Source organism: Alteromonas sp. S005, assembly GCF_036864475.1.
GTDB lineage: Bacteria > Pseudomonadota > Gammaproteobacteria > Enterobacterales > Alteromonadaceae > Alteromonas.
Window position 1 is genome coordinate 67435 of record NZ_JAZETN010000002.1, and the last position, 17137, is coordinate 84571.

15 protein-coding genes are annotated in these 17137 nt (G+C 43.7%); 9 read left to right on the forward strand and 6 right to left on the reverse strand.

What is annotated here, in order from left to right; all coding sequences use genetic code 11:
• Positions 1–55 precede the first annotated feature (55 nt).
• The 3 genes from hutU (at position 56) to V7R55_RS02970 (ending at position 3992) form a co-directional block, all read left to right on the forward strand.
• The gene (gene hutU / locus V7R55_RS02960; RefSeq protein ID WP_334057212.1) at positions 56–1795 is read left to right on the forward strand and encodes a urocanate hydratase; all 1740 of its coding nucleotides are present in this window, start codon (positions 56–58) and stop codon (positions 1793–1795) included.
• 2 nt (positions 1796–1797) lie between these two features.
• Positions 1798–3381 carry a histidine ammonia-lyase gene (gene hutH, locus V7R55_RS02965; protein WP_334057214.1) on the forward strand — a complete coding sequence of 528 codons (1584 nt, stop codon included), beginning with the start codon at positions 1798–1800 and terminating at the stop codon, positions 3379–3381.
• Between the two features lie 68 nt (positions 3382–3449).
• Positions 3450–3992 carry a CreA family protein gene (locus tag V7R55_RS02970; RefSeq protein WP_438823569.1) on the forward strand — a complete coding sequence of 181 codons (543 nt, stop codon included), beginning with the start codon at positions 3450–3452 and terminating at the stop codon, positions 3990–3992.
• 177 nt (positions 3993–4169) lie between these two features.
• Here the strand turns inward: V7R55_RS02970 and V7R55_RS02975 are convergent, their stop codons facing one another.
• Positions 4170–4937, reverse strand: a complete 768-nt coding sequence (locus V7R55_RS02975) for a MipA/OmpV family protein (protein ID WP_334057217.1) — start codon at positions 4935–4937, stop codon at positions 4170–4172.
• Positions 4938–5014: 77 nt separating this feature from the next.
• Positions 5015–5668, reverse strand: a complete 654-nt coding sequence (locus V7R55_RS02980) for a sulfotransferase family 2 domain-containing protein (RefSeq protein ID WP_334057219.1) — start codon at positions 5666–5668, stop codon at positions 5015–5017.
• 287 nt (positions 5669–5955) lie between these two features.
• Between V7R55_RS02980 and V7R55_RS02985 the strand changes: the two genes are divergently transcribed.
• A complete protein-coding gene (locus tag V7R55_RS02985; RefSeq protein ID WP_334057220.1) occupies positions 5956–6852 on the forward strand; it encodes a hypothetical protein in 897 nt (298 codons plus the stop codon).
• A gap of 396 nt (positions 6853–7248) precedes the next feature.
• The gene (locus V7R55_RS02990; RefSeq protein WP_334057221.1) at positions 7249–8028 is read left to right on the forward strand and encodes a hypothetical protein; all 780 of its coding nucleotides are present in this window, start codon (positions 7249–7251) and stop codon (positions 8026–8028) included.
• A gap of 88 nt (positions 8029–8116) precedes the next feature.
• On the opposite strand, the gene V7R55_RS02995 is transcribed toward V7R55_RS02990, so the two are convergent.
• Both V7R55_RS02995 and V7R55_RS03000 read right to left on the reverse strand, forming a co-directional pair.
• Positions 8117–9709: an ABC-F family ATPase gene (locus tag V7R55_RS02995; protein WP_334057223.1), complete on the reverse strand. Its 1593-nt coding sequence runs from the start codon at positions 9707–9709 to the stop codon at positions 8117–8119.
• Positions 9710–9808: 99 nt separating this feature from the next.
• Positions 9809–11410, reverse strand: a complete 1602-nt coding sequence (locus tag V7R55_RS03000; RefSeq protein ID WP_334057225.1) for an esterase/lipase family protein — start codon at positions 11408–11410, stop codon at positions 9809–9811.
• Between the two features lie 592 nt (positions 11411–12002).
• Here V7R55_RS03000 and V7R55_RS03005 point away from each other — a divergent pair.
• From V7R55_RS03005 to V7R55_RS03020, 4 genes are all read left to right on the forward strand, one after another.
• The gene (locus V7R55_RS03005) at positions 12003–12383 is read left to right on the forward strand and encodes a PA2779 family protein (protein ID WP_071817283.1); all 381 of its coding nucleotides are present in this window, start codon (positions 12003–12005) and stop codon (positions 12381–12383) included.
• 4 nt (positions 12384–12387) lie between these two features.
• Entirely contained in the window at positions 12388–13332 is a 945-nt protein-coding gene (locus V7R55_RS03010) for a PA2778 family cysteine peptidase (protein WP_334057228.1), read from the forward strand.
• Between the two features lie 84 nt (positions 13333–13416).
• Complete coding sequence (locus V7R55_RS03015) at positions 13417–13821, forward strand: hypothetical protein (RefSeq protein WP_334057230.1); 405 nt, start codon at positions 13417–13419, stop codon at positions 13819–13821.
• A 94-nt stretch (positions 13822–13915) separates the two neighbouring features.
• On the forward strand, positions 13916–15013 hold the full coding sequence (locus tag V7R55_RS03020; protein WP_334057232.1) for a mechanosensitive ion channel family protein: 1098 nt from the start codon (positions 13916–13918) through the stop codon (positions 15011–15013).
• A 154-nt stretch (positions 15014–15167) separates the two neighbouring features.
• Here V7R55_RS03020 and V7R55_RS03025 read toward each other — a convergent pair whose 3' ends face one another.
• A complete protein-coding gene (locus V7R55_RS03025; protein ID WP_334057233.1) occupies positions 15168–15746 on the reverse strand; it encodes a porin family protein in 579 nt (192 codons plus the stop codon).
• 172 nt (positions 15747–15918) lie between these two features.
• Complete coding sequence (locus V7R55_RS03030; protein WP_334057235.1) at positions 15919–17106, reverse strand: MFS transporter; 1188 nt, start codon at positions 17104–17106, stop codon at positions 15919–15921.
• Between the last annotated feature and the right edge of the window lie 31 nt (positions 17107–17137).

Below are 17137 nucleotides of genomic sequence, written 5' to 3' on the forward strand. Positions count from 1 at the left end.
TGCTTCTTATAACAATAATATTTCAGCAAAAGAAAAAGATGCCTAGGAGAAGTTTATGAAACGCCTCGACCCTACAAGAGAAATTCGTGCCCCAAGAGGCAGTACGCTAAACGCCAAGAGCTGGCAAACCGAAGCGCCGCTTCGCATGTTAATGAATAACCTGGATCCGGACGTTGCTGAGCATCCGCAAAATTTAGTGGTGTACGGCGGCATTGGACGCGCGGCTCGCGACTGGGCGTCCTACGACAACATTGTTGAAGTGCTTAAGCGCTTAAATACTGACGAAACACTACTTATTCAATCAGGCAAGCCCGTTGGCGTATTTCCTACCCATGAAAACGCACCCCGTGTGTTAATTGCTAACTCTAACCTTGTACCGCACTGGGCTAATTGGGAGCACTTTAACGCTCTGGATAAAGAAGGTTTGATGATGTACGGGCAAATGACCGCAGGGTCGTGGATATACATAGGCTCGCAAGGCATTGTCCAGGGGACTTATGAAACCTTTGTGAGCGTGGCCAAAACACATTTTGAAGGCAGCGCTGAAGGACGTTGGATTTTAACAGGGGGCTTAGGTGGTATGGGTGGGGCACAGCCACTTGCAGCTACTATGGCCGGTTTTTCAATGGTAGCTGTTGAAGTTGATGAAACTCGCATAGATTTTAGAATTCGCACGGGCTATTTGGACAAAAAAGCGCATTCGTTAGAAGAAGCTATACAAATGCTAGAGAGAGCCAAGCAAGTCGGTAAACCAGTTTCAATAGGCTTGCTCGGCAATGCTGCTGAGGTTTTTCCCGATATGCTAGAAAAAGGGATTATTCCTGATGTGGTAACCGATCAAACCAGTGCTCACGACCCGCTTAATGGCTATTTGCCTATAGGTTGGACGCTGGACCAAGCCGAAGCGCAACGCAAAAAAGATGAAGTGTGTGTCGTTAAAAAAGCAAAACAGTCGATGGCGCTGCAAGTTAAAGCCATGCTGGGTTTTCAAAAAGCCGGCGCGGCAACGCTCGACTATGGCAACAATATTAGGCAGATGGCGCTAGAAGAAGGCATTGAACATGCTTTTGATTTTCCAGGGTTTGTCCCCGCTTATATTCGACCGTTGTTCTGTCAGGGCATTGGCCCCTTTAGGTGGGCCGCTTTATCTGGCGACCCAGAAGATATTTATAAAACTGACGCTAAAGTTAAAGAGCTCATACCCGATAATGCGCATTTACATAACTGGCTAAATATGGCCAAAGAACGTATTCAGTTTCAGGGCCTGCCCGCGCGTATTTGCTGGGTGGGGCTGGGGGAAAGACAAAAGCTGGGGCTCGCCTTTAATGAAATGGTTCGCAGTGGAGAATTAACCGCACCTGTAGTGATCGGTAGAGACCATCTAGACTCTGGATCGGTCGCTTCCCCAAATAGAGAAACCGAGGCCATGCTCGATGGTTCAGATGCGGTCTCGGACTGGCCATTACTGAACGCGTTATTGAACACAGCGGGTGGCGCTACCTGGGTAAGCCTTCATCATGGTGGCGGTGTAGGAATGGGCTTTAGCCAACACTCGGGTGTAGTGATTGTTTGTGACGGCACGGACGAAGCGGCTGAGCGTATTGCTCGGGTTCTTCATAACGACCCTGCCACGGGCGTAATGCGTCATGCAGATGCAGGCTACGACATTGCAAAAGACTGTGCTACCAAGCACAACTTGGATCTTCCCATGGTCAATAACGCGACTAATAACCAAATCCCCGATGGAACAAGCACTTATTCAAACTCGAAGAAAAGCTTTGGGGGGGAGAAATAGTCATGTCGCATTCGTCTTTTTTTACTGAAAACGGTGGTGTTAAGCAGCTTAATCTTGTGCCAGGTACATTGACGTTAGATCAGTTACGGGAAGTACATCGAAGCCACGTTCATTTATCGCTAGACGAAAGCGCAGTACCCGCTATAAACGCCGCCGAGCAAGTAGTGCTTAACGTCATAGAAGAAAATCGAACCGTGTACGGTATCAATACCGGCTTTGGGTTATTGGCTAATACCCGTATTAATGTTGACGAGTTAGAGTTATTACAGCGCAGTATTGTGTTATCGCACGCGGCAGGTACGGGCGAATTTATGCAAGAAGACACCGTGCGCCTGCTCATGCTGTTAAAAATTAACTCGCTGGCCCGCGGTTATTCGGGAATCCGTTTAAGCATAATAGAAGCGCTCATTACCTTGTTTAACGCTCAGGTTTACCCCGCCATTCCTGAAAAAGGCTCGGTAGGCGCCAGCGGCGACTTAGCCCCTTTAGCACACATGAGTGTGGTGCTGTTAGGGGAAGGGGAAGCTTTTTATAAGGGAGAGAGAATTAGTGCGGCCCAAGCCCTTGAAATAGCTGGCATGGAGCCAATTGCGCTAGCGCCAAAAGAAGGCTTAGCACTATTAAACGGCACGCAAGCTTCGACTGCGTTTGCACTTCAGGGGCTGTTTCATACTGAAAATGCGCTGCACAGTGCTATCGGTATTGGTGCGCTTACAGTTGAAGCTGCGTTAGGTTCTCGCGTGCCCTTCGACGCGCGCATTCATGAGGTGCGCGGCCACAAAAGCCAGTGCGATATAGCGGCAGCCTTCAGAGAGCTGTTAGATACGTCGGAGATTGGTAACTCACATCAACGGTGCGAAAAAGTACAAGATCCGTACTCTCTACGTTGTCAGCCACAGGTGATGGGAGCGTGTTTACAACAAATGCGCTATGCCCAAGACATTTTGGTGGTTGAGGCTAATGGGGTAAGCGACAACCCGTTGGTTTTTGTTGAAAATAATGATGACGCTGATACGCCAACTGGTGATATTTTATCTGGCGGAAACTTTCATGCAGAAACAGTGGCGATGGCGGCAGATATGCTGGCTATTGCACTATCTGAGATTGGTGCGCTTTCAGAGCGTAGAATGTCGCTAATGATCGATACTCACTTAAGCGGCTTGCCGCCATTTCTGGTTGAAAACGGTGGAGTCAACTCAGGATTTATGATTGCGCAGGTGACCTGTGCGGCACTTGCTAGTGAAAATAAAACTCTAGCGCACCCAGCATCCATCGATTCCTTACCTACGTCGGCGAACCAAGAAGACCACGTGTCTATGGCTACCTTCGCTGCGAGGCGTTTACGAGATATTTTCGATAACGTGGCAGGTATATTGGCCATTGAGTGGTTAGCGGCTTGCCAAGGGTTAGATTTTAGAAAGCCGTTTAAAACCAGCGAAAAGCTCCAAGTGTTGATGCAGCTACTAAGAGATAAAGTGGCGTTTTACGACAAAGACCGTTATTTTGCGCCAGACATTGAAAAGGCAAAGCAACTTATTAAGCAGCACGACCTTATGGATAAAACACAGTTAAACCTGTTAGGCTAAAATGATCACAGGCTCGATATTTCGAGTAAACAAATAAGGATCATAAATAGAGTAGAGGTGGGAATGATATGAAAACAAATGGACGTTGGTTAAGTTCAAACGAGGCTCGTACTTCTATGAAAGGCACTTTTAAGAGCGGCACTTTTGTAAAAAGCACTGTGTTGGGTTTATTCGCCGCGTCGGTGTTTACGTTGGCAGGCTGTAGCGACAGCGAAGTGGGCGATGTGTCGCTTGGGCTTTTTACCACAAAAGATATCAAAATTGATGCGCTTCAAGACCCTGTTGTCACTGGCGTTACCTGTCATATTTCAAGTATTGAAGCGAACTTAGATTTGTCGGACCCGTCAGACAGTTCTATTGCGTGCAGGCAAACCGGCCCCATCACTGCCGAAATGCTAGACGCTATCGATAAATCAGATTCTGGTGAAGTGATTTTTAAAAAATCAAAAAGTGTATTTTTTAAGAATATGAAGCTTCGACGAATTTATGATGCTGACTCAAAAACGCTGATTTACTTGTCGTACAGCACTAAAGAAACATCGGGCAGTTACAAACATAGCTTATCTACCGTTCCCCTGTGGGAAACACTAGCGTTTAAGAAGTCCGCGTAGGCGCGCAAGCTCACGCAGATGCTAAACCAGAAAAACAAAAATGCCCTCTAATACGAGGGCATTTTTTGTGCTTTTTACCAGTATTGGTCCCAATTGATTTCCGCCACTTTTGCGCACGATATGTCTAACGGCAAAGCTTCGCTTTTGCGAGTTTGGGCATATCTTTCACTTAAACTATTAGAAAAAACGCGTGTAAACCAGCATGGCACTTAATGCAGTGTCATCGTCGGTAAGCGGACTATCGCTAATGCTATCGTCAAAGAATGTGGCGCCTACCTCTAAGCGAGTCATGCCACCCAAAAATTGGCGGGTGGAGACCGCGACGCGTATCTCGGTATTCAATGCGCTATCGCCGTTATAAGCACTTCTAAATGTGGTGGTTTCTTCAGGGCGTACACCGTAGTAATAGTCAACATAGTTGCTATCTTGATAGGTAACGCCTACCGATGGCTCTATCATGAAGTTATCTACTCTAAACTGTTTACTTATTCGAGCAGATGTCTGGTAGCCGTCGAACTTACCAAGAATATCCGCGTTGGTTGACAGTGAATACACCCAGCTGCCCGTATTATAGTTGAGCCCAACGCCAGCCGCGTAGCTGAAGTCTCTGTCTTCCATACCGGTGAACACGGCGCTGTCATCTTCTTCATAACCTGCAAATACCGGCACAAGTTGGGCATCAAGGGTGAAGCCCTTTTCTCTAAATAACTCATAGCCTATGAATGGCCCGTAAACCCGAAGTTTTTCACCTGTGTAGCCAATAATAGGAATAGGTACAATGCGGTTATCAAAGTCGGTATATACGTCTTGGGAAGCAGTAACACCAAAACCCCACATCCAGCCCTGGGGCTGTTGCGGACCTGCGGGCTGTTGTGCAGAAATGGCGGAGGAGAATGCGAGTAATGTTGATAGGCCTACTGAGCCCACACACTTTAATAGAGTCATCAATCAATTTCCTTTTTAATCACAATACAGCCTAAGCTTCCGGTTCGATCAATATTGAGGGGGCTTTCTACGCTTACCTATTCAAATGTGTAATTTAAAAGGGCGATATCTTTCTCGAAGTGGGTGGAGACTAGATCAATTAACGCACTATTATAGTAACGGCGGTAATCATCTCTGTTGGTTGCTTTTCGTCTGTGAGGTAGCGCTATATTGGTTAGTGCCAACCTATTGCAAATGTGCTCAAAATCGCTGTCTAATTGCTCATAACGCCCGATAAAATCAGTAAGCAACAGCCCATGAAGGTCGATAAGGTAATCCGTTTGTAGCTGAAGCGATGTGTTTATGTGGTACTGATAAGGGCGCGAATCATCAAACTTCCATTTCATAAAGCTTTCAAAATCATTGTTGCCATGCATGACAGCAGGACGCTCTCTTTTAATGTGATGATAAGAGCTTACCTGTAAATCCCAAGGATTTCGTACCACCGCAAACTTGAATAGCTGATTAAAGTACGCTTCGGGCAACATTTCTTTTGCAGCAATAATGCGTGAGTGTCTAGGAAAACGGCTTCCAATTTTGTGTTCAGTCAATTGGCTCATTTTATTGCAAATAAACTGAGGTACAGAATAACGATGGCCCCACCGATATTTACTGAGGGCGGCACGAACACTGGTTCCACCGGTTTTTGCAATATGTACAAACAAGAATTGCTTACTATGAGATAACAGCACTGAGTTCCCCGATTTGTAAAGTGATATGCAGGCGATTTACGCAATGGAAATTTTCCTGACCTTAACTCAGTATGAGGAATGTTTATTACAGTGAGATTTAACGCAATATTGAAAGTTGAATGGTAAGTGATGCTGCAGCTCTCACGGAAATTGAGCGTGATATAAGTTCGCCACGACCACTTGTAGATAGGGGAAGTAAGGTTGTATTACCTTAAGCGCCATTTTATGCAAAACCAGAATAGTCTTAATTCAGTATCAAGTTCAATGACTTTGAATAGGGAAGTGTTATGAAGTTTATGACAAAGTGTAGTGTGCTGGTTGCCGTATTGATACTGTTAGCAGGGTGTGTAACGCAAAGAGGCATGGATTCAAGTGATAACATGCCTACCGAATCTAAAGCCGAAAAAACAAGTTCAGTTGCTAGAACAGACAGTGATGTGTCTAAGCAAAGTGCTGATGTTTCAGAGCAAGAAAGCGAAGATGAAGTAAATGAAGCGAATGAGCCAACGGAAGTACCGAAGCAAAAGATAGGGGTGTTCATCAATGCTAATGAGTTCCCATCGCATACCCATATTGGTACGACTAAGTTTAATAACTTCACGAAAGAGTATGCATACGACTGGCAGATAGCATCTACGCTTTTCACTGAACTTAAAACGGCAATAGAGCAATCAAGCCGCTTTGAAGTCGTTGACGTGTCACCCAAAGTCAAAGGAGCATGGCAACTCGATTTCGTGGTGCAGCAGAATGGTCGTTGGTCTTTCAACGAAAACCAAAATGCACTTCGAAAGTCGCTGTTAGCCGACGGCGTTACAAAAATTATTATTGTTCAAGAGGCTCCAACAGTCGCCATCACCGAATGCGGCACATATGGCTGCTCGGAACATGAAAGCAAAGGGGTTGGTCTATTTACTCGAAGCTTCTTGGGAACCGATTCTTATATCGCTTCTGCAAGTTTTGATTTCAGTATTGAAAGCTTAGATAAGCCGGTAGACATTGCGACGCAACCATTGTTTGAAGAATTACAAGATGACGCCATGAAGAATGTACGTCTTGAAGAGTTTGTTCCACCTGAAGACTTTGATGAAGCTACAGAAAAAGAACTAGCGCCTATCAGAAATTCAATCATCAGTTACATCGACCGTTTGGCTGAAACGGTAGCCAAATATTTATCTAGTCAGTAATTGGCAAAAAAACAAAAAAACGGGCGCTCAATTAAACGCCCGTTTTGTATACAACCTTCCGGCAAAGCCTTACAAGTAGAAAAATTAGGTTTCTGCGTTTCCAGCCCACTTCTAGCTACCAGCGATAGGCTCAATTTATCGGTTGCCAAAAGGCAATATATCGGTATTTCTAGTGACAGGAATTATTGTCAAGCAATTGGGGCGATAGCGCGTTAATTGTTGCTAGTGAAGTAGACGACGTTGAATTATTAAACACATTGTTTTTGAAGAAAACTTGTGCGATTTTATCGTAATTCCTCTTCATACGTTTAGAGCTGATAGAACTGAGGTGGGGAAGAGTGATACTAGGTATTAATCATATAATTAAAAGGTGCAATAAAGCACAAAGGAATAAGAATGAAATTGTCGTTTAAGTTGTTGTTTATGGCTCTCATGGCCATTGTCATAGCAGGGTGTGCTTCAACGTATGTGCCACCCACAACTGGTTATAAAGCCCCTGAAAAAAGTAAAGTTGGAATTCTGGTTGTTGCTAAAGAGAACCCTAGCCATACTCACGTTGGTACAACAATTTTTAATAATTTCAGCAAGGAATACGACTACGATTGGAAGCTTAAAGAAAATATTTTCAAAATTTTTGAGGATAAAATTGAGGGCGGAACGACATACGATGTTGTAGACATATCAAACCTTGTTTCTGAAAGTGATACGCTAACTTTTGTAGATGTAGTAAATAAGGAATGGGTATTTAACGAGAAAAGCGCAAGCACACGAGAAAAGCTCGCCGCTGAGGGCATAACAGCGGTTGTTGTAATTAAAGAAACGTCTACGTTAGCAGCAATGGAGTGTGGTATGTATGGCTGCTCAGAACATTACAGCCAGGGTTATGGGCTTTTTACCAGAAGCTTTTTAGGTATGGATAACTACATGGCGTCAGCTAGTTTTGCTATTTCTATAGAGACCATTGATAAGCCGGTGGATATCACGCGATTAGAGCACGTAAAAGAAACACAAACATACTTGGCGAAAAACAAGACTTTGGAAGATTTTGCTGATCCTGCTGACTTTGAAAATATAACTGAGGAAGAACTAGCCCCAGTGAAAGCTGCGCTTATTGAGTATTTCGATAACCTAGCGGGCATGACTAGACAGTTTTTAGTAGGAAATGAACAGGTTTAAAGTTAAAAATATCCAAACCTTGAAGTGATAAAAATTGTCGGCATTGAAACAAACAAAAAGGGGCGGTAAGCGCCCCTTTTGACATTACTTATGCGCTTTCTTTATGCGCCAAAAACTCTTCGTAGTTTCCATCGAAGTGATTCAGCTGTTTATCTTTTATTTCAATGACCTGTGTAGCCAGTGATGAAACAAATTCACGGTCGTGACTAACAAAAATAACAGTGCCATCAAACTTGTATAGCGCATTGTTCAAGGCTTCAATCGACTCCATGTCCATGTGGTTGGTTGGCTCATCCATTACCAATACGTTAATGTCTTCCAGCATAAGCTTTCCAAACAATAAGCGGTTTTTCTCACCACCAGAACATACCTGCACACGCTTATTGAAATCATCAGATGTAAACAATAATCGGCCTAACATGCCCTTAATCTGAAGGTCATCGTGTTTGGGACTACGCCATTGGCTCATCCACTCAAACATAGTGATATCTTCAGCAAAGTATTTAGCATTGTCTTGTGGAATATAGCCGATTGCGGCATTTTCAGCCCACTTATAGCTACCAGCGGTAGGTTCAATGTCATTAACCAAACACTTCAAGAGTGTGGTTTTGCCAGCCCCGTTCTCACCAATAATCGCCAGGCGTTGACCTGCTTCTAATAGCAAGTTCGCGTTGTCGAATAGCGGAAGGTCTGGATAGCTATGGCCTAAGTCTTCAAGGGTGATTGCAAGGCGGTGAAGCTTCTTGTGCTGCTTAAACACAATGTAAGGCTTACGACGGCTAGAGGCTTTTACTTCAGCTAATTCAATTTTCTCAAGACGGCGTGCACGCGAGGTAGCTTGTTTTGCTTTCGATGCGTTGGCAGAGAATCGCGCTACAAAGCTCTGTAGCTCTTCAATTTCCGCTGACTTCTTAGCATTCTCTGCATGAAGCTGTTCTTGGACAAGCATGGCGGCTTGAATGTAGTCGTCATAGTTACCTGGATAAACGCGCAGTTCACCGTAGTCGATATCAGCCATGTGAGTACACACAGAGTTTAGGAAGTGTCTGTCGTGCGAAATAATAAGCATGGTTGACTTACGCTTGTTGAGTTCGTCTGCTAACCAGCTGATGGTGTAAATATCCAAGTTGTTGGTTGGTTCGTCTAAAAGCAGAATATCAGGCTCGGCAAATAGGGCTTGGGCTAAAAGTACTCGAACTTTTTTACCAGGAGCCACTTCTTTCATTAAACCGAAGTGATAGTCTTCATCAATGCCAGCAGATGTAAGAATTTCACCTGCGCGAGCTTCAGCGGTGTAGCCGTCCATTTCGGCAAACTGGGTTTCTAAGTCTGCCACGCGCATGCCGTCTTCTTCGCTCATTTCGGCTTTGCTGTAAATGGCATCTCGCTCTTGTTTTACTTCCCAGAGCTCGCGGTCACCCATGATCACGGTGTCGACTACGCTAAACTCTTCAAACGCAAATTGGTCCTGACTTAAGATGCCTAGCTTTGTTCCTGGCGCCATAGAAACGTTGCCCGACGATGGGGTAAGTTTACCGCTAAGAATTTTCATGAAGGTAGATTTGCCGCAACCGTTTGCGCCAATCAAGCCGTATCGGTTGCCGTTGCCGAACTTGGCAGAAATATTTTCAAATAATGGCTTAGAGCCAAACTGCATTGTGATATTTGCGGTGGTAATCAAAACAGGTATCCAGGGGTAAAACGATGAGAAGAGATAGTAGTGAAAGCGGTTGTCACTTCACTAATATATAAAAGCGCGCGCACTATAAGGAATTGAGGGCTACATGTCGAGGGAATTTTGAACAGTCTTGGCGCTGATGTGCTTTTGGCTAAGCTTATCAAGTATAAACTCGATTGCCTGAGGGCTTTTGAATGAGTTATGCGACGAGTTAACAATTGTTGTGTCTTTTGCGTCAGGTAAATATGCGCTGTTATAGCTGACGACAGAGTCAGAAATGGCTGCGCATTCTGTTTCTGAGTGGCAATGCAAGGTACTGGTAGAGCCAATAATAGAATAGCTCTCGCCTTCTACAGGAATGTCGGCTAACGCTGTCATCAGCGGGTGATTAGGGCGTAACACTTGGACGCTATCAGGCCCATAGTTTTGTAAGAATGGAAGCATAGCCGCGGTTAATCTGCTCACGCCTACTTTGTCGATAAAGTTTTTAAATAGCGCTTTAAAACTAAAAGGGAGTGTGATGAGTGAAGAGCCTAACGATCCTATGAGGCTATTGGCTATTTCTGAGCCTCGGTGCGGAGTGTCGAGAAAAAACACCGTATTCTCTTTGTACACGGGATTAAATATAAATATATCTCGCAACATTTCGTCACCTTCAGCGATTAGCGCTTTTGGTGGCTCTGTGAAAGTAGTATCCCACAACGTGTTATCTGAATGCGTTGAAATCAGCTTTGCGATTACTCCGCCCATACTATGCCCTATCAATACCGCAGATGAAGAAGCACCTTCCGGTGACGCTATCCGCTGGTTTAGCTTGTTCAGTAATTTGCGAACTCGCATGGCGTTATAGAAAGGGGGAGGGCCTGACGGGTAGTACACGTGCAATATCTGATAATGTTGAGATAATTCTTCGTCATTGAAAATAGCCATCGTGAGATAGCGCCAAATTAGCGGGTCTGAATTGAGGCCATGAATCATAATAAGCGGGGTTTTGGCTGAAGAAAGCTCTCCAATACTAAAGACTCCCATTCTCTTTTCAGCGTCTTGTGCATTAGTAAATCCCAGCCAGCTGAAATTGTGGATGTCGGCATTTTGTAAAAGGGAAAGGTAAGCGGCAGCAGGGGAGTACTTTTGCATGTATGTGTTGTTTCCAATAAGTATTTCGGTAGGCACATCGACGTGTTGGGCTCGCAAGGATATGTGAATTCTAAGCCCTTTCAATACAACCGACTCAACTTGAAGGGAGTAAGGGGAGTAGATACCTTCTAGCGGATAGTTGAGGTCAAGGCTACGGCCATTCTGTGCTTGGTTGTTAATTCGAGCCACTGCAGCACTGCCAAGTTCACCAAATACCTTAGGAGAGAGGCGAGCGTCTAAGGCTTCTATCTCTGAAACTAAATCGAGCTCGCTTGGGCCGGAGTAGTTAACCTGAATTAAGTTGTCAGGTGTATGTCTAAGCCGGAATAGCTTGTTTACTGCGAGGTTATACCCGTCGATTCCTATAGCACGATGCGCATCAGAAAGACTGTCTCTTTTTAACAAGGTAATGTAGCAATAGAGCGTAAGCGCGATATCTAGCGTAGTACTCTGCTCGTACGATGTGCACCGAGCAGCCAGTTGTATGTTGTCGAAGTGGCTTAAGTCGGGCAAATAGCCATATCCGTATGCACTGGCCAAAGACAAAGGGGATACTTTTTTACGCATAAACTTATCTGAACTGCATGCGCTAATACAGCAGATAGTCGCTACCAATACCCAATAAATGAAACTCTGCCTGATGCGCATTTCACCCAAACGCTAAAGAAAATATTAACCCCAATACTGTCTTTTATAGCGTGTTTTTGTCAAAAATTGCACCTGAAACTTAACTCCGTATGGTATGAGGCGTGAAATAGGCGTTTCGAATCACCCGCTCATTCCACGCAGTGCCCCTTACTGTTTATTACTCTTTTTACATTAGCGGCAAGCAAATAATTCCAGCATAAAGAAAATATTACATAAAAGTCAGCGTGTGGTGATGCATCAATGCAGTATTAACGAATAAAGCTTTATTCACCACTTTTCGTATAAAGGTTATTTAAATCATTATTTTAAATAGAAAAAAATGAAACCTTGTCTATTATAAAAAAGGCCTTTTTAGTTGGTCTTAATCTTGCTGTGCTTATCTACTGAAAATAAACCGCAGAGCGTAAATGCCTCTGCTGAATCAGTGCGAAGTTTTATTTCACTCTAGTTTATCGTGAGTTAGGTAACGCAAAAGAAGAATAAAACTGGGCATTTTAAAGAGGGAAACATCATGAAATTTTTGAAAAAAATGGCGATTGGTTGCTTTTCGGCAACGGTTTTAATGTCTGGCAGCGTGCATGCAGAAGCAATTAGCTCAGATTCTGTAATGCAAACTCAAGCTGCTCACTACAACAAGCAGCAGCTAATTGACATGGTTAATCGTGCAGACGTGCAGAGTAAATTGGTAAGCTTAGGTGTAGATAGCAACCAAGCTATCGCCAGAATCAACGGCATGACCGACAGCGAAATTGCGCAATTAAATGATGAAATTAATCAAGCGCCAGCGGGTGGTGTTGTAGGGGCAGTGCTTACTGTACTTGCTATTATCGCCATTTTGGATCTAATTGGTGTAACCGACGTTTACCCATTTATTCGTCCAGTGAACAGCTAATTGGATGATCAATTCAGTTAAAAAGGCCTACGCAATAGCAGGCCTCTCGCTTCTATTTTTGCTTTCAGGCTGTCAGTCCACACCTCAAGCTGACAAGCTGCGGCAAGAGGGACTAGCCTCTTTACCTGAATCTCACACTATTCAATCTGTTCCGTTTTTTCCCCAAGAACAGTTTTATTGTGGGCCTACCACGCTATCTGAAGTGTTTGGTTACTATGGTGAAAGCACCTCTCCAAATGATATTGCGCCTAAGTTGTTCATTCCTAACAAAGAAGGCAGTCTTCAGTTGGAGATGATCACGGCTACGCGGCAGTTTGGTTTTTTGCCCTATAACGAACGAGGAACGCTGTCTTCGTTGATGTCTCTGGTTAAAGACGATATCCCAGTGATTGTTTTTCAAAATTTGTCCATCCAGTTATTACCCCAATGGCACTACGCTGTTGTTATTGGGTTCGATAGTGATAAGGGGACGGTTACTTTACATACCGGCCTTACGCCTAATCACGAAATGTCGCTTGAGCTTTTTGAAAGAACGTGGGGAAGAGGAAATTACTGGTATTTGGCACCAGTTCCTCCTAATGTAACCTCGCCTGAGATGACACCTTTCACTTATGTAAGTGCGGCTTACGATATGCTTAAAGTGGGAGATAAAGCGCGTTCATTAGCGTTTTTGGAAACCGCTTCTCAGACTTGGCCTTCCTATTGGTTAAGCTACTTTCTGATTGCCAATTATTATCTCGAAAACCCTGACATTGAAGGTAATAACAAACTGGCGATAACTTGGTTTGAAAAAGGGTATGACGTGGGCCAACATCAACAAGCGTATGTGCACAACTATGTTATTGCGCTTCGCAAAGGCGATAGGGCAGAGCAGGCGAATAAAGTTCTTATGAACGGCCTCGTAAGTTTTCCAGACAATGATAGTCTGTTGGCATTGAAAAAAGAGTAGTTGATTCCCGGTATTGCCTCTAATTCGAAAATGATGCTATTTTTCAGTTATGCTCGATCAAGTTTTAAAGAATTAACGTTGGCTATGTCAAGAAATCTAAGTAACGCATCGATATCTCATGAAAATGGCATTATTACAACCAAGCTATATGGCATTTTTAATGAGAGTAGCGCAGAGAGTTACCGAGAAGAGCTTTTCGAGTTAGTTATGGGATTAAAGGGGAAGCCTTTTGCTTTACTTGCCGACATTAGCCAAGTAGAGGGCGCAACGCCCGAAGCGTTTGATATGGTTAAGCACATTATTACTCGCCTCCCTGAAATGGGCCTCATCGCGAAAGCATATGTATACAAAGGGGCAGTGATCCGTGGAATCATGCACCAGCGGATCCCCGAGCTTGCTTCAATGGATTACCTGTTTTTTACAGATAACGAAGAAGCTAATCAATGGCTCTTTAACCAATATCAACAAAAGCTTCCTGCACATTCCTAACAACAATTGGTGCACCTTTTGCGTCTTCTTTTCCGTATTAACGTGTAGCTAATATTAAAAGCACCATACTTTTTGCGCAGGAGCATCGTCAGTCGTGGATAGCACTCAACTTCTTGAAAACAAGCAGGCAATAGCAATAGCCGGATTAGTCGGGGTTGTTATTGTGCTTTTCATCGTTAAACGCCTCATATTGGTGCGCTTGAAAGCCAAGGCCCGTTCTGAAAGCAGCAGCATGTCTGATATTTATCGCGTGCTAGTACTATCGCTCAATGCTCCGTTGAACTTACTTATTCTGGTCATTTTTTTGCTATTAGTTAAAAGCATTATTTCAGTGTTTCAAGCTGGAGAGGGGGCAATAAACGCGTTAACGGTTGCTATAGAAGCGGGGCTCATTATTACGCTGGTTTTGTTCTTTGAGCGTTTCGTTACCTATTCGTTAAAACGCTATCGCGACCAGTCAACTATTGTGAAAAACACCAGCGCTATAGCTGGTGGTGCAGTAAGAGCAGTGTTTGCCGTACTCGCCATTTTAATTATTTTAAGCACAATGGGGGTATCAATAACGCCCATCGTTGCTTCATTAGGTATTACGTCACTTGCAGTAGCGCTAGCTCTACAGCCCACACTTGAAAATTTCTTTTCAGGCATTCAGTTAGTAATGGATAAGCCCATCCGCATTGGTGACTTTATTGAACTGGACTCTGGGGAGCAAGGCTTTGTTGAGAAAATAGGATGGCGTTCTACGTGGGTTAGAATGCTGCCTAATAACATCGTTATTATGCCAAACAGTAAGCTTTCTAATTCAAAGCTGATTAACTACTACTATCCTGAGCGCGAACTTTCGGTTCCAGTAGATGTAGGGGTTCACTATAGTTCTGACCTAGAGCATGTAGAAAAGGTTTGTTTAGAGGTGGCAAACACCATTTTAAAGGAGCATGAATACGGTGTTAAAACCTATCAACCCTTCGTTATTTTTCATACCTTTGATAATTCCAGCATTAACCTAACCATAATGCTAAGAACCCGAGAATACTTTAATCGTTTCTTTATAAAAAGTGCGTTTATAAAAATGCTAAAAAAGCGGTTTGATGAAGAGGGTATAGTAATACCTTTCCCAATTACTGCGCTTAATATGGAGCAAGAAGGGGCGGCTAAGGCGTTGTCGACAGCGCATGAGCATACAAGGCCATAAGGCCGAGAAAAAAATGATGGCGTCTGTGTACTGCTTGTACTAGCAGTACTATCTAGTGTTAGCTCATCGGTGAGGGGTAGAGATAGTGCAAGATTAAAAAAGCCACGTCCTAAAGCGTGGCTTAATATTATTACGCTTTCTTATCTTTAGCGTATTAGAAAGTGTAGCGTGCTGATACTCCGAGCAAGTCTACATCATCAGCGATGACGTAAGTCGCGCCGAATGAAAATTGCGGCGTAAAGAAATAGTCTGCACCAATTTCAAAAGCAGTATCATCTTCTTCGATATCGATGTAGCGAATAGCACCACGCAGTTCAAACTGTTCTGAAAGCATTGAGCGAACACCAGCAGTAATGCCATAGCCGTTGTCGTCAGCTTCACCAGAAATAAAGTTAGAATCTAGGTCAACATCTACATACTCATAAGTAACTTCACCAAAAAAGTCGGTATTTTGCGTAAGACCGTAACGGTAGCCGATACCCGCAGACACGTAATCTAAATCAGCGTCTACACCACTTTCGTCTTCGCTTAGCTGACCATAACGGCCTGTAAGGTAGACGTTTTCGTTTAGTGATTTAAAGCCTTGAATCTGAAAACCATTTGGCTCGAAGTCGCCTGCGTCCTCAATATCTGCTTGTACATACCCAGCTTTAACGAAGTCATATGAAGGCGAAGCTGCGAATGCATTTAAAGATAGTGCGCCAAAGATACTGGCGAGAATAGTACGTTTCATTGTTTCTAATGTCCTTTTAACAAAAAAACTTCCAACCACTTTTGGAAGCTTTTTCATTATGGGGATAAGTTATGAGAAACCAAATAGGTTAGTAAAAGAAGTTTTTATTTATTGGTTATTGCCAGTATCTTTTTAACATGTGATTGCACTGACACGACGGAAGGGTGAGCCGTTAGTGCTTTTTCAAAGTAGTGCAAATGGCGGTACTCGCCATGCTTAACGCACAAGTCGCTAAACTAAAAGCATCGGTAGGCTCCAGCGTAAGCAATGTCACTGAGTAAGCGCCTATGGCAGCCCCGGTTAGATGAAAAAAGCCAGTCAATGCTGCTAAAAAACCGGCAGAGGTTTCAGAATAGCCCAGCATAATGGTTACGCTACAGGGCATAGCGATACCAATGAAAAAGAACATGATATAGCAGTAGGCTAAAATAATGATTAACCCACTCCCTATATTTAAGAAGGCGGTCAATGCAAAAAGCACGGAAAATGCCGCTAAACAGAAACTAGAACCTCTGAATTTTTGCAAAGGCGACAAAGATGTCAGCCGAATATTTAATACGCTGCCCACAACGAAAGACAAAGTGGCTAACAGTGAGTAAACCGAGAACAGGGTTTTGGAAAGCCCAAACTGCTGCATTACCATAGAAGGTGCAATAGTAATAAAGCAAAACACAATCCCATACAAAAGCCCACTAGCCATACCTACAGAGACAAGCTTCACAATCGTGCTTTTAATAAGTTCTAACGTATTACTCAGGACATTGTGAGATACTGGCGGCGTAAAGTGACTAAGCGTATTCGAGACTGAAAAAAGCAATAATAAGGCAAGTAAGCCCATTGCAAACACGAAGTAAAAAATAGCCGAAGTACCTAAAGATTCGCCGATTAATGTACCTACTAATGGCGCTACTGCTGGCGCGATAGCGAAGGCAATATTAATAAGCGAAAGAGAGGTATTTAGCTGCTCTTCACTAAATATTTGACGTGACAATCCCCGCGATACTGATACTCCAACGCCCCCACCCAAGCCTTGCACCACGCGCCCCATTAGAAAAATGTTTTCTTCATTGGCAAGTGCAACCATAAGCGTACCTGCGATAAATACCAAGATTCCGCAGAATAAGAATGTTTGCTTATTTATGTAGTCGCACAGTATGCCAGACGCTAACTGTGAAAGAGAGAAGGCGACTAAAAACACAGCTACGCTTTGTTCGATTATGCTGATATGGCCGCCATACATAGTCGCTAAGTCAAAAAAGAAGGGGCTATAAATGCTGGTAGAGACTTGGCCAAGAACAGACAAAATAGTGAAGGTAATCGTAAGCGAATAGAACGCATTGCGCGACATGATGTGCTTCATCTAATAAGACACCGACAAATGGGTAAAGTAA

Excerpts from the sequence above, each read along its gene's own strand:
- hutU (WP_334057212.1), top strand. The coding sequence starts at position 56 with ATGAAACGCCTCGACCCTACAAGAGAAATTCGTGCCCCAAGAGGCAGT.
- hutH (WP_334057214.1), top strand. The coding sequence starts at position 1,798 with ATGTCGCATTCGTCTTTTTTTACTGAAAACGGTGGTGTTAAGCAGCTT.
- V7R55_RS02970 (WP_438823569.1), top strand. The coding sequence starts at position 3,450 with ATGAAAACAAATGGACGTTGGTTAAGTTCAAACGAGGCTCGTACTTCT.
- V7R55_RS02975 (WP_334057217.1), bottom strand. The coding sequence starts at position 4,937 with ATGACTCTATTAAAGTGTGTGGGCTCAGTAGGCCTATCAACATTACTC.
- V7R55_RS02985 (WP_334057220.1), top strand. The coding sequence starts at position 5,956 with ATGAAGTTTATGACAAAGTGTAGTGTGCTGGTTGCCGTATTGATACTG.
- V7R55_RS02990 (WP_334057221.1), top strand. The coding sequence starts at position 7,249 with ATGAAATTGTCGTTTAAGTTGTTGTTTATGGCTCTCATGGCCATTGTC.
- V7R55_RS03000 (WP_334057225.1), bottom strand. The coding sequence starts at position 11,410 with ATGCGTAAAAAAGTATCCCCTTTGTCTTTGGCCAGTGCATACGGATAT.
- V7R55_RS03005 (WP_071817283.1), top strand. The coding sequence starts at position 12,003 with ATGAAATTTTTGAAAAAAATGGCGATTGGTTGCTTTTCGGCAACGGTT.
- V7R55_RS03010 (WP_334057228.1), top strand. The coding sequence starts at position 12,388 with ATGATCAATTCAGTTAAAAAGGCCTACGCAATAGCAGGCCTCTCGCTT.
- V7R55_RS03015 (WP_334057230.1), top strand. The coding sequence starts at position 13,417 with ATGTCAAGAAATCTAAGTAACGCATCGATATCTCATGAAAATGGCATT.
- V7R55_RS03025 (WP_334057233.1), bottom strand. The coding sequence starts at position 15,746 with ATGAAACGTACTATTCTCGCCAGTATCTTTGGCGCACTATCTTTAAAT.
- V7R55_RS03030 (WP_334057235.1), bottom strand. The coding sequence starts at position 17,106 with ATGAAGCACATCATGTCGCGCAATGCGTTCTATTCGCTTACGATTACC.